The sequence below is a fragment of the Flagellimonas taeanensis genome, from assembly GCF_003584105.1.
In the GTDB taxonomy this organism is placed as follows: domain Bacteria; phylum Bacteroidota; class Bacteroidia; order Flavobacteriales; family Flavobacteriaceae; genus Flagellimonas; species Flagellimonas taeanensis.
The window spans coordinates 17660-41976 of the sequence record NZ_QXFO01000023.1 but is presented as its reverse complement, the minus strand read 5'-3'; the positions used below and the strand labels follow the sequence as shown (position 1 = coordinate 41976).

The 24317-nt window shown below is 44.0% G+C and carries 18 protein-coding genes, 1 tRNA gene and 2 pseudogenes; 5 read left to right on the top strand and 16 right to left on the bottom strand.

Going from position 1 to position 24317, the window contains the following annotated elements; translation table 11 throughout:
* Positions 1-11 precede the first annotated feature (11 nt).
* The 3 genes from D2V93_RS11635 to D2V93_RS11625 are packed head-to-tail and all read right to left on the bottom strand — an operon-like array spanning position 12 to position 6136.
* Positions 12-1973, bottom strand: a complete 1962-nt coding sequence (locus tag D2V93_RS11635) for a sialate O-acetylesterase (RefSeq protein WP_220473637.1) — start codon at positions 1971-1973, stop codon at positions 12-14.
* Between the two features lie 35 nt (positions 1974-2008).
* Positions 2009-4993, bottom strand: coding sequence for a glycosyl hydrolase 115 family protein (locus tag D2V93_RS11630; RefSeq protein WP_119619619.1), 2985 nt, complete (start codon positions 4991-4993; stop codon positions 2009-2011).
* A gap of 27 nt (positions 4994-5020) precedes the next feature.
* Positions 5021-6136, bottom strand: coding sequence for an endo-1,4-beta-xylanase (locus tag D2V93_RS11625; protein ID WP_119619618.1), 1116 nt, complete (start codon positions 6134-6136; stop codon positions 5021-5023).
* A 318-nt stretch (positions 6137-6454) separates the two neighbouring features.
* On the opposite strand from D2V93_RS11625, the gene D2V93_RS11620 reads away from it, so the two are divergent.
* A complete protein-coding gene (locus D2V93_RS11620; protein WP_119619617.1) occupies positions 6455-8119 on the top strand; it encodes an SGNH/GDSL hydrolase family protein in 1665 nt (554 codons plus the stop codon).
* Positions 8120-8134: 15 nt separating this feature from the next.
* Here the strand turns inward: D2V93_RS11620 and D2V93_RS11615 are convergent, their stop codons facing one another.
* From D2V93_RS11615 to D2V93_RS11600, 5 genes are all read right to left on the bottom strand, one after another.
* On the bottom strand, positions 8135-8494 hold the full coding sequence (locus tag D2V93_RS11615; protein WP_119619616.1) for an SxtJ family membrane protein: 360 nt from the start codon (positions 8492-8494) through the stop codon (positions 8135-8137).
* Complete coding sequence (locus D2V93_RS18755) at positions 8494-8643, bottom strand: DUF5989 family protein (RefSeq protein ID WP_220113944.1); 150 nt, start codon at positions 8641-8643, stop codon at positions 8494-8496. Before D2V93_RS18755 ends, D2V93_RS11615 begins: the two co-directional genes overlap by 1 nt.
* Positions 8643-10436 carry a carbamoyltransferase family protein gene (locus D2V93_RS11610; protein WP_119619669.1) on the bottom strand — a complete coding sequence of 598 codons (1794 nt, stop codon included), beginning with the start codon at positions 10434-10436 and terminating at the stop codon, positions 8643-8645. Before D2V93_RS11610 ends, D2V93_RS18755 begins: the two co-directional genes overlap by 1 nt.
* Before the next feature lie 180 nt (positions 10437-10616).
* Complete coding sequence (locus tag D2V93_RS11605) at positions 10617-12560, bottom strand: RagB/SusD family nutrient uptake outer membrane protein (RefSeq protein WP_119619615.1); 1944 nt, start codon at positions 12558-12560, stop codon at positions 10617-10619.
* Positions 12561-12564: 4 nt separating this feature from the next.
* Positions 12565-15636 carry a SusC/RagA family TonB-linked outer membrane protein gene (locus tag D2V93_RS11600; RefSeq protein WP_245978211.1) on the bottom strand — a complete coding sequence of 1024 codons (3072 nt, stop codon included), beginning with the start codon at positions 15634-15636 and terminating at the stop codon, positions 12565-12567.
* Positions 15637-16017: 381 nt separating this feature from the next.
* Between D2V93_RS11600 and D2V93_RS11595 the strand changes: the two genes are divergently transcribed.
* On the top strand, positions 16018-17133 hold the full coding sequence (locus D2V93_RS11595; RefSeq protein ID WP_119619668.1) for a glycoside hydrolase family 43 protein: 1116 nt from the start codon (positions 16018-16020) through the stop codon (positions 17131-17133).
* A gap of 368 nt (positions 17134-17501) precedes the next feature.
* Complete coding sequence (locus D2V93_RS11590; RefSeq protein WP_119619613.1) at positions 17502-18056, top strand: hypothetical protein; 555 nt, start codon at positions 17502-17504, stop codon at positions 18054-18056.
* A 546-nt stretch (positions 18057-18602) separates the two neighbouring features.
* Here the strand turns inward: D2V93_RS11590 and D2V93_RS18675 are convergent.
* From D2V93_RS18675 to D2V93_RS11585, 3 genes and pseudogenes are all read right to left on the bottom strand, one after another.
* Positions 18603-18730, bottom strand: a pseudogene (locus tag D2V93_RS18675) (site-specific integrase); the annotation flags it as partial.
* A 57-nt stretch (positions 18731-18787) separates the two neighbouring features.
* Positions 18788-18907 (bottom strand): annotated as a pseudogene (locus D2V93_RS18985) (hypothetical protein); the annotation flags it as partial.
* 240 nt (positions 18908-19147) lie between these two features.
* A tRNA-Lys gene (locus D2V93_RS11585) sits at positions 19148-19220 on the bottom strand.
* A 120-nt stretch (positions 19221-19340) separates the two neighbouring features.
* Here D2V93_RS11585 and D2V93_RS11580 point away from each other — a divergent pair.
* Complete coding sequence (locus D2V93_RS11580) at positions 19341-19856, top strand: shikimate kinase (protein WP_072879889.1); 516 nt, start codon at positions 19341-19343, stop codon at positions 19854-19856.
* Here the strand turns inward: D2V93_RS11580 and D2V93_RS11575 are convergent.
* A complete protein-coding gene (locus D2V93_RS11575; protein ID WP_072879891.1) occupies positions 19848-20345 on the bottom strand; it encodes a phosphoribosyltransferase family protein in 498 nt (165 codons plus the stop codon). The two genes, D2V93_RS11580 and D2V93_RS11575, sit on opposite strands and share 9 nt — an antisense overlap.
* 34 nt (positions 20346-20379) lie before the next feature.
* Positions 20380-20751 (bottom strand): RNA-binding S4 domain-containing protein, encoded by a 372-nt coding sequence (locus D2V93_RS11570; RefSeq protein WP_072879893.1) that lies wholly within the window; start codon positions 20749-20751, stop codon positions 20380-20382.
* A 78-nt stretch (positions 20752-20829) separates the two neighbouring features.
* On the opposite strand from D2V93_RS11570, the gene D2V93_RS11565 reads away from it, so the two are divergent.
* Positions 20830-21768, top strand: a complete 939-nt coding sequence (locus D2V93_RS11565) for an FKBP-type peptidyl-prolyl cis-trans isomerase (RefSeq protein ID WP_147377407.1) — start codon at positions 20830-20832, stop codon at positions 21766-21768.
* Between the two features lie 61 nt (positions 21769-21829).
* Here the strand turns inward: D2V93_RS11565 and D2V93_RS11560 are convergent, their stop codons facing one another.
* Genes D2V93_RS11560 through D2V93_RS11550 form a run of 3 tightly spaced genes read right to left on the bottom strand, consistent with a single transcriptional unit; the run spans position 21830 to position 24294 of the window.
* Positions 21830-22429: an outer membrane beta-barrel protein gene (locus tag D2V93_RS11560; RefSeq protein WP_119619611.1), complete on the bottom strand. Its 600-nt coding sequence runs from the start codon at positions 22427-22429 to the stop codon at positions 21830-21832.
* Between the two features lie 49 nt (positions 22430-22478).
* Positions 22479-23432, bottom strand: coding sequence for a transketolase family protein (locus D2V93_RS11555; protein ID WP_072879897.1), 954 nt, complete (start codon positions 23430-23432; stop codon positions 22479-22481).
* 16 nt (positions 23433-23448) lie between these two features.
* On the bottom strand, positions 23449-24294 hold the full coding sequence (locus D2V93_RS11550; protein WP_119619610.1) for a transketolase: 846 nt from the start codon (positions 24292-24294) through the stop codon (positions 23449-23451).
* Between the last annotated feature and the right edge of the window lie 23 nt (positions 24295-24317).

Below are 24317 nucleotides of genomic sequence, written 5' to 3'. Positions count from 1 at the left end.
ACGGTGTTAATCTATTCCGTCTGGAATGGTGATGCAGGAAGTCCTTCTTCGTTATATAAATTTGGATTGTTCGGATTATCAGCCCACGCATAGCGCACATATTTTGGATTGGTGACTTCATCGCTCCAAACGATGACCTTGTTTCCTTCAATTTTTGCATCGGCCCATACAAACTTTTTATCTTCCCCTGCAATCTCAAAGCTACTTGGCGCCTCACCATCATTGGTTGTTAATCCGCTGCCCACATGGGAAAAGGAAATGATGATTTTATCTCCGTCTATCTGGGAAGCTTCATAAAGTGGTCCGGAATACACTAGATCTTCGCCATAGGCAATCTTTTTTGCCGCCAAGGCCATTCGTTCTCCCACATCTTTTTTGTTGTCTGGATGGATATCGTTCCATTCCCCCAAATCAATATTTACGGTCATTGCGGTGTTGGGGTCGCCCAACGCTTTGAGCTGTGCTTCCCTAAGTTCGGCCCAATTGCTTTCGGTAGGGGAGTAGGTCACATCCCCAAAATTGGGCAGCTGCGCATAGATAAAGGGCAGCTCGGGATCATTGTAAATTCCCCGCCATCCATTGATCAGGGCATGCATCAGATCTAAATATTCTTCAGGTTTGCCTGCATTGCTTTCCCCTTGGTACCACAACACTCCTTTTATGGGAAGTTGAATATAGGGAGCCACCATACCATTGTACAAGGCCGTGGGCTCATTCTGTGGATTTATGGTCCTTTTGCGGGGCTCTTCCTCGTCATTTCTTGAAAAAGACGAGAAATCAATGGGAGGGAACACTTCTCCCACCTTATACTGCCAATATCCTTTTAGGTCGACTGTATCCTTGTCCGTAAAAATGTAATAAGGCTTGTCCGGCACAAAACCACCTTTTCCGAAATTATTGGTCACTCGGATAACAAAAATGTTTTTTCCGGCTTTTAAGAGGTCTGCGGGCACATCATACCTTCTTTGCGGGTATTGATAAGTGGTGTTTCCTACTTTTTTACCGTTGATATACAGTTCATCCGCATCCACAATCCTACCCAAGAATACAGTGGCTTCGTCGCCAGCCATTGATTGCGGTAACGAGATTTCCTTTCGGTACCATACCACCCCGTTGAGGTCTCTGGCCCCTTGATCTTCCCAATAGCCTGGAATGTTGATGCTACGCCAGTTTTTGGGTTGAAAGTTGACATCGTACCAAGGTTTTTCCCCAATAAGGCCTTTGTCTTTTGGTTTTTGAGATGGTGGATTTCCAGAAAAACGGTTCATGGAATGACTGTTCACAAAAGCGGTATCCTTGTTTTCCTCTATAATTTTTAGTTTATCTGGAAATCCTTGGTAGCCTTGCTCATTTATCCATGATTCTATGGGCGTACCCCCAACACTTGCATTGATCAAACCGATGGGAACCTGATATTTTTCATACAATTTGAGTGCAAAAAAGTAGGCAACGGCAGAAAAAGGGCGGACTTCATCGGACACAGCAGCCTTCCATGTCCCACCTGCCAGATTTTTGCTCGGACCCTGCAAGTCTGTTTTTGTGGGCACTTTAAAATGTCGTATTTCTAGATAATTGGCATTGGCAATATCCTTGGCATAGGTAACATCATGGATATTCATTTGGTGCACCATGTTGGATTGCCCGGAACACAACCATACATCCCCGATCAAAATATTGTTCAAGATGATTTCGTTTTTACCTGAAATCTTGAGTGTATGGGGGCCACCTGCCTTCATTTTGGGAAATTCCACGCTCCAATTTCCTTCTGCCGAGGCAGTCGCTTTTCGTTGCTTGCCGTTAAAAGTAGCCGTTACCTGCTCTCCTGCGGATGCCCATCCCCAAATGGTGATCTTTGCATTGCGCTGTAAAACCATGCTATCCCGAATGATTTCTGGGAGTGTTACTTGGGCCATTCCGGCAGTGGCCGTGAACACCAGTAGGATGAATGTTATTAAAAATTGCCTGTTTTTCACAATGATGGGTTTACGGTATGGTTTAATTTAAAAAATCATTTAATGATTTTGCTTTCTGGCGGACCCAAGTAGCTCTCTGCATTAACGCCTTCTTTTTGCAACACCATCTTTTGCAACACCACCCCGGGATCAACGGCCCAATACTTTATGGTGTGGGCCCCTGCGGACAGTTCTTTTTCAAGAACGGTCTGTTTCATGATGTTGTCCTTTACCGCTTCGTTCCACCAAGTCGGGTAGGTCCAATCCGCTGCTGTGGCATCTTTGTGCAAATTTATCATTTGTGGTACATCGCCATCAATGGAAACCGCATAGATCAAACCTTCATCTTTTTGAAAATTGAGGGTCGGTGAAAAATAAGTGGTCAAATTATAGGTTCCTCCATCCAAAAGATAGACTTCATATTCCAAATAAGGGCCATTTTCGCTCGGATTTTGTTTGGATGCGGTCACGGGCATGGATGTTATCGCCGATCCCGTACGGCCCAAATTGGGTATGACCTGCCATGAGACGTTATCCGTTTCCTTGGTATTTTGATAGTTCACCGCATCAATACTAACAATGCCATTGTTTTCCACAAAACCGGTTATCCCTTCGGGAATGTCATTTCGGATGGGGACGCTCACCTTTGTGCCTTCCTCCGCATTGGCGGCGGTGATGACAATTTCCCCAACATCCTGCCCTTTGGGTGCTTTGTCCCAATCAATGCTGACCATGATTTTCTCATCGTATTGGATGGTTCCACCTCGTGAGGACAACTGTATCCAATCGTTCTCTGAAGTGATGGTGTACGTCAGTTTCTCTTTGCCCATATTAAAGATTTCAACATAGTAGTTTTGATCGTTGATGGGGTCAAACGTGGAAAAACTGCGGCTGTTGAGCCCACTTGGGAGCCATCGGGACCTGCTGATGCCATTTTCCACCACATAACCCAAATTGGCCTCGGTGCCGGATTGGATATAGGAAACCGCAGGCATTTTATTGTAAGCGGGATCACTCCAGGTGATATGCCCCATGTGGGTCTGGGACATCATGTGGTTCCATTTTCCATTGGCCACAGAATCGTGATAATAGGTTGTGAATTCAGCGTCTTTATAAAACAGTTCTTTTGTTTTATCGGCATAGAAATTGGTCGAGGCCCGGTCTTGAAATCCGTATAACCTGTTCTTGCCGGCAGCTACGTACATTTCGTTGAGGTTTGCACAGGCTTCCACCGGATATTGCACCAATTGGTAAAAAGCATCATGCGCTTCTTTGGGCAATTGTTCCTTCACTTTTTTTACTCTTTCCACAAGAGAATTGTAATTTTCCACCATGTTTTCCGCTTCATTGAAGTTTTGAAGGCTGTATGTGGTCGGTTCTATCAATTCGGGTTTTCTACGGGAATTGTATTTGGTGTACAATGCTATGATTTCTCCGATTTCTTTGGCATGCTTGGCTCCAAATTGATTTCGAGCCCATTCCGTATAGTAGTGGGGAAGTTTTTCCGCAGAAAAATCCTCTGGGTTCCAAGCATATTCCAAAAAGAAACTGATGGGAAATTCCATGGGTTTGATGTCCCCCACATTCACCAACCAAATTTCATCCACTCCGTAGGAATAGGTGAGGTGCATTTGTTCCCACACCCGTTCAATTTGGTTAGTGTTCAACCATTTATAGCTTCGGGGACCACCCACAAAATCAAAGTGGTAGTACATGCCGTAACCTCCCTCTCGGGGCTCACTGTCCAAAGCGGGCAAAACGCGTACCTGTCCCCAGTTGTCATCACAGAGCAACAAGGTTACATCATCGGGAACCCGCATTCCCTTATCATAATAATCCTGCACTTCTTTGTACAGGGCCCATACCTGTGGGGTTTCTTCAATGGGTCTGTCGGTGACTTCTTCAATGATCTCCCGCTGATCTTCCACAATTTTTTCAAGTAGGTCGATGTTGGTTCCTTCGCTCATGGCCTCGTCCCCATCTCCACGCATGGCAAGGGTGACGACTTTTTCCTGTCCTTTTGTACGTTCCATACCTTCTCGCCAGAATTCCCGGAGCTTTTTTTGGTTCTTTTCATAATCCCATGTACCTTCCCCATAACGGTCCCATTCCACATGGGAGCGCATCAGGGGTTCATGGTGCGATGTGGCCAAAACCACACCCATTTCGTCTGCCAAGGGGGCAGTGGTTGGGTCGTCGTCCCAAAGCGACCTTCCCCACATGGCGGGCCATAGGTAATTGCCCTTCATTCGAAGGATGAGTTCAAACACCTTTTCATAAAACTGCTTGTTGAAATCCCCATATTTTTCTGTCACCCAACCCGATAGGGCCGGAGCTTCATCATTGATAAAAATGCCCCTGTATTTTACTTTGGGCTCCCCAAGGGTGTACGTTTTCGGTTTTGCATAGATATTTTTGCGGACTTTTACGGGTACATCGGCCCACCAATACCACGGTGAGACCCCCATTTGTTCCGAAAGGTCGAATATACCAAAGATGGTTCCCCGTTTATCGCTTCCGGCTATGACCAAGGCATTGTCCACACCGTCCATGGGGTTTAGAACGGGAGTAATCAAAAATTGTTCCCACTTTCCTTCAAGCGCGGTAACATCGATTTTACCTTCTTCGGCCAATCTATCGATCAAACTGCTTTTGCCCATAGTCCCCACAATGATGAGGTTTTGTGTTTGATGTGCTTCACCCACGATCAATTCCGCTTCTTGTCCTGAAACATGGCCCAGATCTTTTTGAAACATTCCGGCCACTTTTACAACTCCGGTATGATCGGACTCACTGACCAAAATATTGGCAGGAACTCCGTTCTCAACCAATGTAAACCCACTTTTTGCTTTATCCGTTGTCAAGAATGAAGTTTCGGGAAATGAATCTTCCGTAGGAAGGGTGTTTATTTTCTCCATATTGTTCGCTTCACCGCCGGTTTGCTGCGCTGGTTCCGCTTTGCAGGATGCGAACAACAGAAGCAGGAGCAATCCTGCTAGGCAATGGGATTTGAAAAAACGGAAATCCGTGCTTGTTCTCATGGGTTTTGTATAAATATAAGGTGTATGTTAGTCTTCAACAGTTTGGATAACAGCGTGGTAGGCTTTTTTGGGTTTCATCTCCCGATCGAACAACAAGGTGTAATCCGTTCTTCCACGGATGGGAAAGTTGTTTTTCCAGGATAAGCCGTCGTGCAATCCCCAAAAGGTGACCCTGCTGATTTTATCGGAATGCTTGTTGAAAAGTTCAAAGATTTCAGCGTAGCGGTTTGCCAATTGGGTCTGCACTGAATCGGGCAGGCTTTCTGGGTATGGATTCATGGTAGGGCTATTTTCGAACCTTGTTGAAATATCCGCAGTTGACGTTTCCCAAGGGCTTGGCAGCACGGAAATGTCCAGTTCGGTGAACATCACCTTAACCCCGGTTGCCGCGTACATTTCAATGGCAGTTTCAATTTCCTCGATGGAGGGTTCATTTAAACTCCAATGGGCCTGGACGCCCACGCCATCTATTTTGATTCCTTTGCTTTTGAGGTTTTCTACTATGCGGATGGCACCGTCCCTTTTTTCCGCATTGATCAAGTTGTAATCGTTGTAATACAGTTCGGCCTCTGGGTCTGCTTCGTGGGCAAACCGAAACGCATTTTCAATAAAACCTTCGCCGCCGATTTTAAAGAATGGGGATTTTCTGTAGGATCCATCTTCAGCCAAGGCTTCATTGACCACATCCCAGCCCTCTATTTTTCCTTTGTATTTGCCCACAATGGTTGAAATATGGTTTTTTAAGCGGTTGGTCAGTTCGGCATTGTCAATGGTGTCCCCTTCTGCCGTTTTAAATACCCATGGGGCCAACTGGCTGTGCCAAACAAGGGTGTGGCCCACCACGAACATATCATTGGCTTCTGCCAATTCCACCAATTTATCGGCCTGTTCAAAATTGAATTCGTCCTGTTTGGGGTGTATGTACATCCATTTCATGTCATTTTCTGCGGTCAATGCGTTGAATTGCGATGTAATCAGGTCGATTTCTTCCTTGTTTGCTTGGTTTATTTGGGAGCGATTGATGGCAACGCCCATTAAAAATTTATCCTTGAACGCTTCTTTCAAGGAGTTTGTTTGCGCTTGCGTGGATCGATTACCTACAAAGACGATTGCGGATAAAACCAGGATTAGGAATTTGTTCATGGTTTGTTTTTATGTGCATGTTTATAGATTAATCACGTTGATTTGTACTGAAAAACCCTCATATTTACCCTGTCCAGCATTTCCTTTGGTCAGCAATCGATTTTGCATAATTGTTAAAATAATCTCAGTAAATTAGCGATGGTAGTGATTTCCTTCAAAAATAATTAATAAATTTAGAAAACGCAATCGATTGCGTATGAAATGCGATACTTGTTTTGTAGAATCAATCCAAACCACAATTTCATTAACCTTATGGGTTTGTCGCTTCATTCCGATTGTCCGAAAAGTTTTGATTTTGAATACTAATATGCACTGGATTTGAAGAAAAAGATATTGTTTCGAATCATCGCTGCCGCGCTTCCACTTATCCTGATTTTGTTGGTTGAGGTAGTTTTACGCCTCTTCGGATATGGGGAAGGGTACCAGCTTTTCAATAGGGTGATAGGTGAAAACGGGGTAGAATACCTTGTTGTAAACCCCAATCTATCCAAAAAATACTTTAAGGACACTGATTTTAGAGCTGACAGTCAATCGGATCTGTTCCTACGGCAAAAAACCGACAGTACTTTTAGGGTGTTTGTCCAAGGGGCCTCAACGGTGGTGGGTTATCCATTTTATCGGGGAGCTTCGTTTCCAAGACTGTTGAAGCATCGACTCTCCCGTACTTTTCCCGAAAAGAACGTTGAAGTGGTGAATACGGCAATCACCGCCGTCAATTCATATACCTTGTGGGATGTAACCGACAAGATCATAGATCAGAAGCCGGATTTGGTCATCATTTATGCAGGGCACAACGAATATTATGGTGCTTTAGGCGTGGGATCCTCTGCTTCGGTTGGAAGCCATCCCACCTTGGTCAGAAGCTATCTGAAGCTCAAGAATCTTCGTTTTTTTCAATTGCTGGAAAATACGGTCAGGAGTTTGACGAAATCGGACATGCCAAATAAAAAGTCGGTTACAGAGACCACTTTGATGGAGGTCATGGCCAAGGAGCAGCAAATCCCCATACATTCGGAAGCCTTTACTGCTGGAATAACCCAATTTGAAGGCAATTTGAAACGGATTTTGGACAAATACCAACGGCATGGAATTCCTGTGATTTTGTCCACTTTGGTGGCGAACGAAAAGGATGTCAAACCTTTTATAAGTAATGATCTGGACAAGAAAAACTTTGTTGAATCAATAGAAAAAAACAAACCGGAGGTGCATGAATTGGCACAGAAAAATGCGGATGCCGCCTACATTTTGGGACAACACTATTTGGAGCGAAACCCAGATTCCGCCAAAAAGTACCTGCACCTGGCCAAAGAATTGGACTTGCTTCGGTTTCGGGCTCCGGAGAAAATCAATGAGGTGATTATGCTGCAGGCCCATGAGCGCAAACTACCTTTGGTAGACATGAAGAAAATATTTGAGTCAAAGGTACCTAATGGGATTCTAGGCGATGAATTGGTGGCCGAGCATGTGCATCCTAATGTGGAAGGTTATTTTGTAATGGCGGATGCTTTTTATGAGAAGGTAAAAGCGTTGAACCTCTTGGACAACTGGGAAAATTATGTGCCTTATGAAGAGGCCTTTGATGATATTCCCGTGACCCAAATCGATTCGCTCAAAGGGAAATTGGCGGTGGAAATCCTTAAACAATCATGGCCTTATGATTTGAGCATGTCCGGAACCACACCGGTCGGGTACAATTATGTGACCCAAAACCCAACCTTTGAGGAAAGAACCGCCATCAATCTACATAACCATCAGGAACAATGGCAGTATCTAATGACGCAGGCTTACCACAAATACAATGAGGATGGAGACTACAAAAATGCACTTAAAGTGGCCCAGACCTTAATTTTTGAGTTCCCGGAGCAGTTTAAAGTATATGAAATGGCAGGGGAGATGTGTCAGAAATTAGGGGATGATGCCTATGCGAAATATTACTTTAAGAAAAGCGGGTACCTCAAGAGAATGAAAGCTTCACAGGAGTAAACCTTACTCTGACGCTTACCAAGGATTGTCGATGTCTTTGCTGGAATAGTGGTGGTTGCGATGATGAAAATAAGTGTTCCCGCTTGTTTTGCGTCGAATTTGATTGTTGCCAAACAAACGTTGTAAGAACGCCAAGGGAATCAAAATAAAATGGAAGATGGTAAACATCAACACAAAGTTCATCACAATGCCCAGATAATGTGAGAAGCCCAGCCATATTTTGGCAATGACCATTGAAACACTCTTGGAGATAATGCCAATGACCAAAAAAGCAATGGCGACATAATCCAGCCATTCCACATTTAGCCATAGGGAGATTATGAGCGATGCCAGCGCCAAAACAAGGATGGTCTCAAAAGCTTTTCCCCGGGTCATTAAAATAGGGTATAAATAAAGGGTGCCAATGCGGAACTACTGGTTAAAAAAATAAGTATGCCAAATAGCACAAATATGATGATCAGGGGCACCAACCACCACTTTTTGCGTTCCTTTAGAAATAGAAAGAATTCTTTTAAAAACTCCATTATTTTTCAATTACATAATTTTCCAAAACCAAAATATCCATACCTGAGTTGATGAAACATTGGTAAGCATCTTCTGGCGTGTTTACAATAGGCTCATCCTTAACATTAAAGCTGGTGTTGATGAGCACTCCGTTCCCCGTTAAATTTTTAAAGGCCTGCAGGAGACCCCAAAATGTGGGGTTGACCTCTTTGTTCACTACCTGTACCCTGGCTGAACAATCTACGTGGGTAATGGCGGGCAAACTGGATTTAGGGGTTCTACGCTTTTCTTCCAGACTAAGTTCGTCAAAATTTTTGGGTAGAGACATTCTTAGGGACTCCTTTACGGGATTTGTGAACAGCATATATGCTGAATGTTTACCCGGCTCAAAATAGGTGTCATAATCCTCTTCACAAACCGCAGGGGCAAAAGGCCGAAAACTTTCCCTAAACTTGATTTTTAGGTTGAGCTTGGATTGCATTTCAGGGTCTGAAGGGTCGGCAAGTATACTTCTGTTGCCCAACGCCCTTGGACCAAATTCTGTGCGCCCCCTGAACCATCCCACCACTTTTTTACTGGCGATGTGTTGCGCCGTTGTTTTTAGTAGATCATCGGTGGATTCAAAATGGTGATAAGAGCATTTGTGTTTGCGCAACAATCGTTCTATTTCCAGGTTGGAGCATGATGGACCCAAATAGGGGTTGAACGCTTTTTTAAGGCCAGTGAAGTTCAAATCTTGTTTCAAATAGGCGGTGGCCAATGCGGCCCCAATGGCTCCTCCTGCATCGCCCGCGGCGGGCTGTACATATATGTCCTTGAAACAATTTTCATTGAATACTGCCGAATTGGCAACACAGTTTAAGGCAACCCCACCGGCCAAGCACAAATATTCGGCTTGTGTTTCCTTTTTGATGTGATGGACCAATTTAACCACCATTTCTTCCAAAACCTTTTGCGCAGCAAAAGCCAAATCGGCATGTATTTGCGTTAAGGGCTCATCGGTTGTTCTTTTTTTGAATCCGAAGAGGGTTTCCCATTTCTTTGGATTGACCATCCGTAAACCAACGGGATATTCAAAATAGTCCATGTTCAGTTTGATGGAACCATCGGCTTTGATGTCCACTAGGTTTTCTTTGATAAGGTCAACAAAATGCTGTGCGGTCTTGGAGTTACTGTAGGGAGCAAGCCCCATCATTTTGTACTCCCCAGAGTTCACCTTAAACCCCAAGAAATAGGTGAAGGATGAATAAAATAGCCCCAATGAATCTGGAAAATGGAGTTCTCCCAGTACTTTGATTCCTTTGTCACCGGAAGCCAATCCGTAAGAGGTCGTTGTCCATTCACCAACACCATCTACGGTCAAAAATGCGCTTTTGGGAAACGGAGAGGTGTAAAAGGCACTGGCGGCATGGGATAGGTGGTGCTCTGGAAATACAATGGAAGTTTTTTGTGCATGTGGACCGCCGATTTTTTTCAGGTGTTTTCGGATGATTTGTTTTGTAAAGAGTTTTTCCTTCAACCAAATGGGCATGGCCATGGCAAACGATCTGAAACCTTTGGGAATAAAGGCATAATAGGTTTCCAAAAGTCGTTCAAACTTTAAGAAGGGCTTGTCATAGAATGCTACGTAATCGAGGTCTTCAAGGGCATATCCGGATTCTGTAAGGCAAAATTGAATGGCTTCCACAGGAAAGGACGCATCATTTTTTATCCTTGAAAAGCGTTCTTCCTGGGCAGCATACCTTACTTCCCCATCCACAATTAAGGCGGCGGCGGAATCGTGATAATATGCTGATATTCCAAGTATCTTCATCCAAATAAAGGTATTCATTATAAAAAGAAGGGCTTTGGTCAAGGGATTAAATTTTGCGTGCAGTTCACTGCCCGTTGCCCTCCATAATCAAAAGAGGCTGTCTTTTGGGACAGCCTCCTTCTTTACGTAACTAAAATAACTAACTCAAACTAATTATATGAAATTTACTCAATTACTATTCTAATATCCTGGGTTTTGGTATGCGGCTTTTTCAGCATCGGTCATATCCAAATTGTCTATTTGACCTTGCGGTATAGGCCTTAAGTAATGATAAGGCTGTATTTCCCGTGATATGGTAGTCGCAGGGCCATGATCTGTTGCAATAATACTTGCCACAATTTCAAATGATCCAGCAATTTCAATCCATTTTTGGGTACGTACCAGATCATACCATCTGACACTTTCACCAAAATACTCACGTGAACGCTCGGCCAAGATGTAATCTATATCAATGGTCATGGGAGTGGCAGCCACCATTGCGGCACTGTTGTCTTCAATCCGCTCCTCTTGCTCTCCATTGTCAAATCGCCATTTACCCGCACGGGCACGAATCACATTGATCAAATCCCTAGCACTCATTGTTCCGGATGCACCTTTTACGGCAGCTTCAGCAGCAATAAAGTAGAACTCCGAAAACTTAGCTATGGGATAAGGGCGCGTATTTGGCACATTGGGCTGGCCCAGACCTCCTTCGTTATCGGTGCGGTAGGGTCCTGTCTTCCATAAACCGGGATAAAACCTTCTATTGAATTCGTTTAAATTGATCACATAATCTGCTCTTCCTGGTAATACTCCACCGCCAATATTGGCACCGTTTATGGGTTCTCCACTCACTTCATATACCACAGCCGGATCATATTCATCCAAAAATGAGATGACAGCATCGCCCGGTTCTATTTCCAAGCCGTTGGCACCAGTCAATGATGGGGTAGGATCGCCTCCTTGGTCCCAATTGCCTCGATAACTGGTCGTAAAAGTACCATCATAACGCGAATCTATATCCTTATCGGTAAAGTTCTCAGTCAAAGCGTTGATGGTAGGTGCCATACGGGTCCATGGTCTACCAAGGCTCTGAACAGATTGACGTTGCACTGCAGGAACACCATCGACACTGATGGTAGTATAATTTGATGTCGCCATCCAAACTGCGGTGTTGGCACTGTTCGAGGTGGTCCCCCAACCTGTTACAGGTGCACCATTGAACTGTTCATTATCCTGGGTGCGGTCGGCATACAACATCATCTCTTGGTGTCGATCATTAGAGCCTTCGTGGACATCATAAAAATACTCCAACAAGCCGTAAGGGCCGGGGTTTTGTATTCCCTCCATGGCCAAATCGTATGCCTCTTGAAAATAAAATGAAGCACCGTTGCCATCAGGGTCGTTTCTTGGAGTTTCGGGGTATGTGGGAATGCCCTCTGGATTCTCCAACCACCAACCATAGGTCAAATACGCCTTGGCCAAAATGAGCCTAGCCACATTTTTGGTTACCGTACCAGTCAACCTTGGATTTTCAGGTAAATCGTTAACGGCCGTAACCAGATCAGGAAAAATAACTTTTGTATATACTTCAGGAACCGTGTTTCGTGTTGAAGTCCTCACCGCAGATCTATTGAATGCAAGTTCTCCAGACCCCAGATCCAATGGTACGCCTCCATAGGTCTGTACCAATAAGAAGTAATAAAATGCCCTGAAAAACCTTACTTCGGCAACAAGGGCAGGGTCCAATCCTACAGCCTCTGCATTTTCCAAAATACCATTGGCTGTGTTTATCGCTGGGAAACTCGAAAACCATACTCCAGCAGTTGCACCTTCATCTGATATAATCTGTCCTTCTCCAGACAAGTCCACGTTTTTAAAATCACCCGTTGCAGACTCTGCCCAAGTATAATGGTCCGTACCGTTTTCCGTAGCGTTATAGAAGCCGTTGTTCCCATAAATGTCCCTCATGGTTTCATATAAGAACACCACTCCGCCCTGAACACCAGTCTCTGACTGGAAAAAATCAGGGGTAAATTGTCCTCTAGGGTTCTCTTCTATAATTTCTTTTGTACATGCGCTCAGTAAAAAGACAATAGAAAGAACTGTAATCACTTTAGCTTTAAAATTAATTTTCACAGTCATTTTTTTAGAAAGTTACATTTAATCCAAATAAATAATTTCGTGTAGATGGTACATTGGTACCGATGGTCGGGATATTCTTGGAAAGAATCTGATTGGTATCTATATCCGAATTTTGCCTAACTCCGTCGTTGTTTACCCCGGAATTTGTGATTTCTGGATCTAAGCCCGATTCATCGTGGAAATCGGAGAATAGTACAAATGGGTTTTGTACTGTGGCATATAGGTATAAATTTTTGGCTCCCATTGCCTTGATCACATTGGGGTCAAATCTATAGCCCAAGGTCATGGCACGTACTTTCAGGTAAGAGCCATCAAAATATCCCAAGGTACTACCATATTTTGGGCGGTCTCCCCCTATGCCCCCTGGTGCAGGATATTTGGCATCTGTATTGGTTGGGGTCCAATACTCCACGTTAAGGTTGTTTCCCCTACCATTTAGTCTCATGGTGTTACCGTTAGTATTGTGTAGGGTGCTTACCAAAATGCCGCCACTCTGAAATGCGCCCACCATGCTCAGATCAAAATTCTTATAGGTCAAACGAGTATTGAACCCACCTCGGAAATCAGGAGTCGGATCTATAACTACCCTGTCATCAGCATTGATTTGTCGGACCGGAGAACCATCCGGATTAAACTCCCCAGTATATCGAACCCGAATCATACCTAAATTACCGCCTGGTTCATATTGTTCTAGATATTCGGCACCTTCATCATCGGCATTCCACAATCCCAATCGTTCATAATCATAGATAACGCTAAGGGGTTGGCCTACAAACCATAGGTTACCTACATCTTCTTGTTGACCGGATGCCAATTCCACAATCTCATTTCTGTTGGTATAGAAGTTAACGCCTACATCCCAGGTGAAATCCGAAGTTTGGATTGGGGTGGCATTCAGTGCTATTTCCACACCGTTGCCCTTTGTTTTACCCACATTACTGGTTACGTTGTTTACGCCAGAAGTACTTGGTAGGCCGAGGTTAAGCAGAATATTGTTGGTTTTGGTTTCATAATACTCGACCGTTCCAGAAAGGCGATTATTGAACAGTCCAAAATCAATACCGTAATTATAGGTTTGCGAAAACTCCCATTTTAAGTCTGGATTGGGCAATTGGGTCACCACATAACCATTTGAAAAGGTATCACCAAAATTATATGCAGGATTGGTGTCACCACCGTTTAGTCGTCCTTGAACCGAAAAGGGATCAATGGCCTGATTGGAGGTTTCTCCATAGCCCGCCCTTAATTTTAATTGGTTGATCGCATCAACATTATCCATAAAGGCTTCATTGGCAATGTTCCACCCTACGGATACCGCAGGATAAGTATACCACTTGTTCCCAGGAGATAATCGAGAAGACCCATCTGATCGTATAGTAGCAGTAAGCAGGTAACGGTTGTCATATTCATACAACACCCTTCCCATCAAAGATAACAACCCCCATTCTGTATAACTGGTATCGTAATCCATTACATCTTCCAATAAGGCTGAATCCGTATTGTACCATAAATCGTTTTCGTCCGGTATATTTTGAACCCGGATAAAAGAATTATCAAAATCATTTCCTTGAGCCGAAAAAAGCCCCACAAAATTCACTTTGTGCTTATCGGCAAAGGTACGGTCGAAAATCAATTGGTTCTCAACTACATAGTCCCGGGTAAGACTAGTACCGTAACTGGCCGAGTTAGGTTGATCCGGATTAAAACTAAAGACACCCTGGCCCGTAAAATCACCATCTCTGCTCGACCTTAGGTTAAGACCAATGTTAAGGCGGTACTTAAGGCCTTCAGCAATAAAGGGCATTTTAAGTTCACCGTAAACGTTGTTATAGGTACCGAAGTCCAATTGTTCGTTTGCTCTTCGTTTTCCAATTCGGTTGATCTCATTTCGTGTGGGGATAAATACTTGGTCTTGACCATCCGTAAGCCTAACAGATTCCAAAAAGTTTCCATTTTCATCATAAGGACTTAAAAGAGGAGATGCAGTATACACCCCGGCTGGACCAACTATACTATTGGTAATGCTATAGTTCATCACTGAGTTTACCCCATAGCGAAATAATTTGCCCACCTCTTGGTCCAATGAAAAGCGCAGGGAATACCTTTGAAAAGAATCACCGGGAACAGGAGAAGTCTCTTTAAAATAGCCCAAACCTACATTGTAGGTACCATTTTCAGTACCCCCTTGTACAGTGATATCATGCGCGGTTTGCATCGATGATCCAAACAATAGATCTTGCCAATCGGTATCATTATCAACACTTTCATCATTTCCTGTGGGCGTTCCGGTGCCATTGGCAGCGGCAATTTCACGTAATTCCAATAATTGGGCAGTATTCATTACTGGTAACTTGGCAAATACTTCCTTGGTACCATAATAGGAGTTGTAAGTGAATTGCGCCTTTTGCCCCTTTTTGCCCGATTTTGTTGTGATGATGATTACCCCGTTGGCACCCCTGGAACCATAAATGGCCGTGGCGGAGGCATCCTTCAAGATATCCAAGCTCTCAATATCGTTTTGGTTGATATCACTGAGTCCCCCGGAGAAAGGAATACCATTTAATACAATTAGGGGGTCGTTTGACGCTGTAAGCGAGCGTACGCCACGAATTTGAATTTGCGGTGCAGCTCCCGGCCGTGTACTGGTAGAGGCAATGTTTACACCAGCGGCGCGTCCCACAAGTGCTTGAGTGAAGTTGGCACTTTGCACCTCGCTCAGTTCCTCTCCCTTAATGGATACCACAGAACCTGTTATCGATTCTTTTCTTTGGGTACCATACCCAATTATCACAACTTCATCCAGTTGTTGGGTGTCCTCTGCCATTTGAACGTTCACGGTAGATCTTCCATTTACCGCAATCGTTTGAGTGACAAACCCAAGATAGCGAAACTCAAGGGTGGCATTGGAAGCCAGTTCGATCACATAATTCCCGTCAAAGTCTGTGGTTGTTCCATTTGTCGTGTTCTGCACAATAATGCTGACCCCTGGAATAGGTGCGCCGGACCCATCGGTCACAGTACCGGAAACCGAAACGGTGTTCTGCGCAAAAGCAGTCGTGCAAAAAACAAATAACAAAAAGCTTGTTAGGTACAAATGCAATGGTGTGGACCATTTGCCCTTTGTAGAAACAAATAATAGTTGTTCAGTCATGTTACTAAGTTTTGATTCTGTTTAGTTAATTACTCCGATTATGGCAAAAAAGTGCTCATATTTTTTTGAATGTGTTAAATATACACAATATATTTGTTTACGCAATCGGTTGCGTTTATTTTTTAAAATTTACATGTTAAAATTAGGATGCCCTGTTTATTCAAATGATTAATGTGTTAATAAACAGTATTATAGATTTTGAACAATTAAAAGCAAACGATTGTAATTAAAGAAGAATGATTACTTTTAACACATTAACTTTCCTTGTATCTTATGAAAAACACATTTTCCATCCACAAAAAATGCATGATAAGAAGTATTTCCCCCGTTTTATTGTCATCTGTAGTTGCTTTGGGGACTTTTGGCTGTAAGCGCCAAAAGGAAACTCCTGCTGGGGCCAATAATGAAACCGATAGTGTAAGTGTAGTGGACACCATTGGAAAGACTCCCGATACAGTTTATACAGTATCTTCCGAATTGTACACCGCAGACCCTTCGGCCCATGTGTTCAATGGAAAACTATATGTTTATCCTTCCCACGATTTTGAGTCTGGTATTCCCGAGGACGATCTGGGGAGCCATTTCAACATGGAGGATTACCATGTGTTTTCCATGGATAGTGTAGGAGGGGAGGTGACCGATCATGGTCTGGCACTGCACATAGATGATGTGCCTTGGGCCGGAAGGCAGATGTGGGCCCCAGATGCGGCCCATAAAGATGGGGAGTATTTTCTCTATTTTCCCGTAAAGGACAAGGAGGACATCTTTCGAATTGGGGTGGCCAAAAGTACCACGCCCGAAGGGCCGTTCAAGGCCATGGACAAACCCATAGAGGGAAGCTACAGTATGGACCCTGCGGTTTTTGAAGATACCGATGGCAAGTATTATATGTACTTTGGCGGTATTTGGGGCGGTCAACTCCAGAGATGGAGAAATAATGAATACCATGGCGAAGATACCTATCCCGCAGATGATGCTCCTGCACTTTCCCCCAAAGTTGCCCTGTTGGCCGATGACATGGCTGGCTTTGCCGAGGAACCCAAGGATGTGATGATACTCGATGAAAACGGGAATCCCATTACCACAGGGGATAACAATCGAAGATTTTTTGAGGCCGCCTGGGTACATCGATATAAGGACAAATATTACCTGTCCTATTCCACAGGGGACACCCATAAAATTGTGTATGCCACAGGGGACAGCCCTTATGGGCCTTTTACCTATAGAGGGGTGATTTTGGATCCTGTTTTGGGATGGACCAACCATCATTCCATTGTGGAGTATCAAGGCAAGTGGTGGTTGTTCTTCCATGATAGCTCCATGTCGGGTGGAAAGACCCATTTGCGAAGTGTGAAAATGACCCAGCTCAAACATCGTCCAGACGGGACCATCCAGCGTATGAACACCTATGTGGAACCATAACTAAAGTTGCATGTTTTTTTGAACAATGGGGCTGACATTTATGGTTCAGTCATCCCGAATTGGACCGAATTGCAAGAAGCATTTCATGCTTAACCAAGCTGATTGGGGACACTGAGCGTAAAGGAGTCAACTACTTTAGAGCATTCAAATAACTTTCATTGACAACACATCCCCAAGGTAGACTTATCTTAAAACTTTTGGTTTTTATAAAGGGAATAGAGCACATAATTGTTTTAATGTAGCTTATCATTTTTCAAAAGGCAGTACTCAAAAATCATTAGAAAAAATTACATGGTTTGAGTGATTGCCCAATACATAAGAGCCCAATAATTTTATTCAGCTCTAAACTTGGTATTTAAAACTGAAACATGATCTCTCAAAATCTGCATTTAAGAACGAAACAACTACCTATTTTCCTGTCTCTTATACTACTCTCGGTATTGTTTAAGAGTTGCTCAAAAGATGATGGCAATACGGTGTCCGGAGAAGGTTTTTTGAGATGTAGACTCAATGGTGAGCTAAAGGAATTTAATAATTTCGTCAATGCAAACGACCCACCACAAGAGGAAACCGTGCATTTTGTTGTGGTAGGAGGATTTGAGAAAGAGAATATCAACAAATCCCCCTCATTTGGAATTATGCTTGTTTCCGAGGAAAACATAATTGAAGGCACATACTCTGTTGCCGGGGAGTCATCTCCTGAGTTGGACGGGCAATATTGTATGCAAGTTTATGACGGGGAAACCCATACAGGAACAGAATGTTTTATTGGTGGTAGGTCAAGTGGGACCTACTTTACCTTAAACATTACAAGTATGGACGATTGGGGGGTAAAAGGGACTTTCTCCGGTTTGTTACGGGATGTGGATGACAATTTACTTGAAGTAACCGAAGGAGAGTTTGCTGCAGCGTATAATCAATAGGACAGAAAAACTACTATGATTGTCTTACCCTATCAAACCAGTACAACTTATTTGTAGTGTACTAAAATTCCCTTTCCGGATCATTTTCCTCCGATGTTCCTTCAATATCCGGGGATTTGGGAATGAAGCAATGATATCCTCATCCAAACCCCCAAACTTGCTCCTTTTGTAGCTTTGGTAAAGATTGAAATGTGATGTGGCAGGTTTCGTGGCATAATGAACATAAAACGAATCACAAGGAAAAGACTCTTACTTCAATCTTGTTAGATGTTCAAGTTTTCAAGATTGCTTCCCAACATTCCCTAGTTTTTTTAATAATGATATGGCTTTGTTAACGAGATTAGATCAAAAATTGACTCAGGATTCCATCTTTGATTCAAGCGAAGGTAGCTGCCATTGCAGTCCACCTATAGATTGCTGTGTGTGCCAGAACGGGTACGCACCCCTCCTGTATCATAGGTAAACAATGGCATGACATGAAAAAAATCGAAGACCGATCCGATATGAACAAAGTGGGCAAAATAAAAACCTTGGTTGTTTTTACCGGGAGAGTGTGACCGTGGTGGCAAATGTATGTCTAGCCATGTGGAATGTCAGGTTTTTTTCGATCTTGCATAAATCCGCTACTTCCTTCAATAACTGTTGAGCTTTTGATTGGAGATTTTTGGAAACAATGTTCCTGCATGTCTGGTTTTAGAATCCCACAATTTGATGTTCAGTTTTTTCTTTAAACTGATGTTGGCCTTTTTGCCGTTCAAACCGATCTTGTCATAAAGCCCTGCTTCATTGTTGACATCGGCACGTTGCGCATATTGCCAAAAAAGGATGGAAAATGTGTTGGTCGATCTCATAGATGACAGATTTTTAATTGAACAATCTTCTACGAAAGTCAAATCAACCACAGGAAAATCGTCCCATTTTCAGGTCAAAATTCGCATATTGACGAATGTTGACGATTTAAAAATGCAATGTTGACGATTTGTGAACTCTTTTAAACCATATTATATCAAATCAAATGATATGGTAAAAAATGCAAAATCCTGTAAACTTATTGATTTACAGGATTTTTATTTTTAATGGTACCTTAAAAGTGACCTGGCCGGGGCTCGAACCCGGGACCCTTTCATTAAAAGTGAAATGCTCTACCAACTGAGCTACCAGGTCATTTTAAAAACGCCTAGCTGTTTTGCTAAGCGGGTGCAAATATAACATCAATAATCTATTTTACAAAGGTGAATTAATGATAAATTTGTGTTTTTTTGAAACAGCAAACGATTACGGCAAATGAAAATAGTTTTGATGGGATATATGGCAAGCGGAAAGTCAACCGTTGGGAAGTTGTTGGCCAGACAATTAGGGGCTGGGTTCATCGATTTGGATGACTATATTGAAAAACAGGAAAAAAAATCCATCAAAACCATTTTTTTGGAAAAAGGAGAGATTTATTTCAGAAAATTGGAACATCAAATGCTGTCCAGGGTCTTGGATGAAAATCCATCCATGGTGCTTTCGACCGGTGGGGGAACCCCTTGCTATGGGAACAATATGCAGACCATCTTGGAAAAGGCCGATCATTCCGTTTACCTCCAATTGCCCATTCCCGAACTAGTGGACAGAATCGCCAAGGAAAAGGAGCAAAGGCCTCTGGTACGAAACATCGCCGATGCCGATCTTCCAGAGTTCATAGGCAAACACCTTTTTGAGCGCATACCCTACTATTCCCTCGCGACCCATGTGGTCGACTGTGGCGGAAAGGACGTAGAGACTGTGGTAAAGGAAATAGAAAAAAGGCTACTCTAAGTACACCGCATCGTTTTTGGACTCGAACACCACTTTGATGTGTTCATTGAGCGATGTGGAGAGCGATATACCCTTAAAATCGGCCTTGATGGGGTATTTTTTATGGTTCCTGTTGACCAGAACGGCCGTTTTCAACTGTTTTATCGGAGTTTTCAGGAAATGGTGTGTGCCATAGATCAAGGTGGTCCCCGAATTCAACACATCGTCCACCAGTACAATGGACCTATCCGTATAGGTATCTTCTGAAATGGAGGTGGACACTCCACTTTTCAGGGGATTTTTTTTGTCCATGTCCATTTTGCACAATACAATCTCCGCGTCGGTGATCTTTTTGAGCATGGCCACAATTTTTTTGGCAAAATTGACCCCACCGCCATTGATTCCGGCCACCACGATGATTTTTTCGTCCACATTGGTCTCATAAATTTGGTAGGCAATGCGCTTTACGATATGTTGGATCTGTTCGTGGGTAAGAATGCGGTTCTTCATGGTGTGAATTGTTGTATCAAAGATATGAAACAGATCATTCAGATTCGTCCAAATAATCGTCCATGTCCCTTCTGTCCTTTTTGGTGGGGCGACCAAGTCCCTTTTTCCTGTAATGGGTTTTGGCGAACTGCAGCAGCTCGTTATGCTCAAAAGCCTCTTTTGGGGTGGTGTCCTTCCGGTAGATGTCCACCAGTTTGGCCCCCACCCGGCTCTCTGGAATGTCCAGTACGGTAAGTTGATGGTCGATTTGGTCCTTTCTCAAAACAATTTGATCCATGGGATACACCTCCCTGGAAGGCTTCACCACGGTACCGTTCACCTTGATCTGGCCTTTTTTCACGGCAGTCGAGGCAAGGTTCCGGGTTTTGTAGTATCTGGTGCACCAAAGGTACTTGTCTATGCGCATGGTCTTTGCAAATGTTTGTTAATGGACGGAACAAAAATAATTGAAAATTGTATCTTGCGCAGCTAAATGACAAACTTGATGAGGTACGGGACTTTTGTTTCTTTGGTTTTCGCTTTAGCATTTTTTTCTTGTAAAAATGACGATAATGGCTCCGGTGCCACAGTAGTGCCACCTAGTCTACTGAGCGATGTGGCACCAGAGGACGACGCCGAGATTGTGGAATTCTTGAACACCCACTTTTACAATTACGAAGACTTTGAGAACGAACCTGAAGGTTTTGATTACAGGATTGTGATAGATACCATTGCAGGGGAGAATTCTGAAAAGACACCGATGATGGAGTTTGCCCAATCGGTCACTATCAATGTTTCATCAAGTCAGTTAGGTCTCAGTGCAGGGGAAGAAGATGTACCGCACAAATTGTACTATATAGAAGTCCAGGAAGGCGGAGCGGAGCGGAGCCCGACTTATGCGGATTCCACTTTGATAAAATACCAAGGGTCATTGTTGAATGGAACATTGTTCGATGAAAACCAAGATTACGTCTGGTTCGAATTGCCCAGCTCGGTCAGGGGATTTGCCAATGGTATTGCCCAGTTGAAATCAGGAACCCCCGATCAGGTGATTGAGAATGCTGATGGTACCTATTCCATTGCCAATAGTGGAAAAGGTATTTTGATCATACCCTCTGGTCTGGGATATTTCAATAGTTCACGCACATTGATTCCCATATATTCCGTTCTACTGTTCAAGGTTGAATTGGGCTTGTATGTGGAAGACACCGATAGTGATAATGACGGAGTTCCTTCTATTGAGGAGGATTTGAACGGAAATGGTTTCATGTTCGATGATGATACCGATGAGGATGGCCTCCCCAATTTCAGGGACATTGATGATGATGGAGATGGTGTTCTGACTCGTAGGGAGATTACCGATGACAATGACGTCATCATACTTCCCTATCCTGATGCCGATAAAGACGGAGTGCCAGATTTCTTGGATCCGGATACCAAATAATAAGACATAAAAAAATCCCGCTCATTAAGCGGGATTTTTTATTCCATTCAAGAAACAAGTTTTACAGTTTCAAGGAGAGGGCAAAGATAACCTGCGAAGGTCTGGAATCTACCCTACCATCTGGAATATCGATGATCTCGGCCTCATTCTCGGAGAAACCACGCTCGTAACGAACATCCAGTCCTACATTTCCTAGATTCACCCCGACACCTGCATTCAGGCCAACAGTGAAATCGTTTTCCACATCCTCTACTTCCAGGCCTTCAAGTTCGTTTTTCAAGGTATATTGGAAAGCAGGACCTGCAAAGACATGCAAAGGGCCTATCAATTTGTAGCCCAATAGCACGGGCAGATCCAATTTTGAGATGTCATAATCCTGTGAACTGCCCTCCACATCATAGGAACTCTTGGTCTTGGAATACACCAATTCAGGTCTCAGGTAGATTTTAGGAAAGTCCAGCTTTCCCCAAACACCAACATGGTAACCTGCCTTTCCCTTGGCACCTTCCACGATGTCCTGTCCACCTTCACCTACGGAACTGATCAAATCCCCGTTCTTGTTGTACGATAATCCAGCCTTGAGACCGAATCCTGAGCCACTCTGGGCCATTGCAGCCGTCCCAAAAAGGGCAAACGCAGCAATCAAAAGTGTTTTTTTCATAAGTGTCATTTTAAAAGATTGAAGCACCTCCCAAAGGAGGCATCTGAAACTATTTACGTTTCAACACCCTTAAAACGGCTTTTTCGATGGCTTTATTGTTGAGTCCGTACTTCTCCATGAGTTGTTCAGGTGTCCCACTTTCGCCAAAAGTATCATAGGTGGCCACAAATTCCTGGGGCACTGGATGGTGCATGGTCAATGTACGAGCCACGCTTTCCCCAAGTCCTCCAAGGTAGTTGTGTTCCTCGGCGGTCACTACGCAGCCTGTCTTCTTTACAGAGTCCAAAATGGCCTTTTCGTCCAGCGGTTTAATGGTGTGTATATTGATCACTTCCGCAGAAATACCCTGGTTTTCGAGGCTTTCGGCAGCCAATAGGGCTTCCCATACCAAATGTCCGGTGGCAATGATGGTCACATCGGTTCCCTCGTTGAGCATAACAGCCTTCCCGATCTCGAACTTTTGGTCTACAGGAGTGAAATTGGCCACTTTTGGCCTTCCAAATCGAAGGTAGACCGGACCGTGGTGCTCGGCAATGGCTATGGTGGCAGCTTTGGTCTGGTTAAAGTCGCATGGGTTGATGACGGTCATGCCCGGCAACATTTTCATTAGGCCGATATCTTCCAAAATCTGGTGCGTGGCGCCATCCTCACCCAAAGTGAGTCCGGCATGTGAAGCACATATTTTCACATTCTTGTCCGAATAGGCAATGGACTGACGGATTTGGTCATACACCCTTCCTGTGGCAAAATTGGCAAAGGAAGAGGCAAATGGAATCTTTCCCCCAATGGTAAGGCCGGCCGCAATGCCCATCATGTTGGCTTCGGCTATCCCCACTTGGAAGAAGCGTTCGGGGTTTTCCTCGATAAAGGTCTCAATCTTCAATGATCCCACTAAATCGGCACATAGGGCCACCACGTTGGGGTTGGTCCTGCCCAGTTCTGTCATTCCCGCCCCATATCCGCTACGGGTATCCTGTTTTCCTTGATCTGTATATTTGGTCATCGTATCTTTTTCTGAATTAATAATCGCCTAGGGTTTCCGGGTTCTGTGCCAATGCGTTGGCCAATTGCTCATCGTTTGGCGCTTTTCCGTGCCAAGCATGGGTGTGCATCATAAAGTCCACTCCGTTGCCCATTTCCGTGGTCATCACGATACAAACGGGTTTTCCTTTTCCGGTCCTACTTTTGGCCTCTTTCAAACCTGCTATGACCTGATCGAGGTCGTTGCCGTTTTCGATGTGCATGACATCCCAGCCAAATGCCCTGAACTTTTCACCGACATCGCCCAGCGGAAGTACATTTTCTGTGGCCCCATCAATTTGCTGTCCGTTTCTATCCACGGTGGCAATGAGGTTGTCCACTTTGTTTCCGGCAGCATACATGATGGCTTCCCAATTTTGTCCTTCCTGCAGTTCCCCATCCCCGTGGAGGCTGAAGACCAAATGGTCGTCGCCGTTCAACTTTTTGGCCAATGCCGCACCAATGGCAACGGACATGCCCTGTCCCAAAGATCCCGAGGCAACACGCACGCCGGGCAATCCTTCATGAGTGGTCGGGTGTCCTTGAAGTCTGGAATTGATCAACCTAAAAGTGCCCAGTTCCTCAATGGGAAAATAACCCCTTCGGGCCAGAACGCTATAAAATACCGGCGAGATGTGTCCATTGGACAGGAAGAAAAGATCTTCTCCTTTACCATCCATATCAAATCCTTCCTTTAGATCCATGATCTCGTTGTACAGGGCCACAAAAAATTCGGTACAGCCCAAAGATCCCCCGGGATGTCCGGAATTCACCTTGTGGACCATTCGCAAAATGTCCCTTCTGACCTGGACCACCAGGTCTTGCAATTTTTGAGTATTCGGCATTGTGTTTGTTTTAGGATACCAAA

Coding starts and splice junctions, on each gene's coding strand:
- D2V93_RS11630 (WP_119619619.1), bottom strand. CDS start 4,993: ATGAGAACAAGCACGGATTTCCGTTTTTTCAAATCCCATTGCCTAGCA.
- D2V93_RS11625 (WP_119619618.1), bottom strand. CDS start 6,136: ATGAACAAATTCCTAATCCTGGTTTTATCCGCAATCGTCTTTGTAGGT.
- D2V93_RS11615 (WP_119619616.1), bottom strand. CDS start 8,494: ATGACCCGGGGAAAAGCTTTTGAGACCATCCTTGTTTTGGCGCTGGCA.
- D2V93_RS18755 (WP_220113944.1), bottom strand. CDS start 8,643: ATGGAGTTTTTAAAAGAATTCTTTCTATTTCTAAAGGAACGCAAAAAG.
- D2V93_RS11610 (WP_119619669.1), bottom strand. CDS start 10,436: ATGAAGATACTTGGAATATCAGCATATTATCACGATTCCGCCGCCGCC.
- D2V93_RS11605 (WP_119619615.1), bottom strand. CDS start 12,560: ATGACTGTGAAAATTAATTTTAAAGCTAAAGTGATTACAGTTCTTTCT.
- D2V93_RS11595 (WP_119619668.1), top strand. CDS start 16,018: ATGATAAGAAGTATTTCCCCCGTTTTATTGTCATCTGTAGTTGCTTTG.
- D2V93_RS11590 (WP_119619613.1), top strand. CDS start 17,502: ATGATCTCTCAAAATCTGCATTTAAGAACGAAACAACTACCTATTTTC.
- D2V93_RS11580 (WP_072879889.1), top strand. CDS start 19,341: ATGAAAATAGTTTTGATGGGATATATGGCAAGCGGAAAGTCAACCGTT.
- D2V93_RS11575 (WP_072879891.1), bottom strand. CDS start 20,345: ATGAAGAACCGCATTCTTACCCACGAACAGATCCAACATATCGTAAAG.
- D2V93_RS11570 (WP_072879893.1), bottom strand. CDS start 20,751: ATGCGCATAGACAAGTACCTTTGGTGCACCAGATACTACAAAACCCGG.
- D2V93_RS11565 (WP_147377407.1), top strand. CDS start 20,830: ATGAGGTACGGGACTTTTGTTTCTTTGGTTTTCGCTTTAGCATTTTTT.
- D2V93_RS11560 (WP_119619611.1), bottom strand. CDS start 22,429: ATGAAAAAAACACTTTTGATTGCTGCGTTTGCCCTTTTTGGGACGGCT.
- D2V93_RS11555 (WP_072879897.1), bottom strand. CDS start 23,432: ATGACCAAATATACAGATCAAGGAAAACAGGATACCCGTAGCGGATAT.
- D2V93_RS11550 (WP_119619610.1), bottom strand. CDS start 24,294: ATGCCGAATACTCAAAAATTGCAAGACCTGGTGGTCCAGGTCAGAAGG.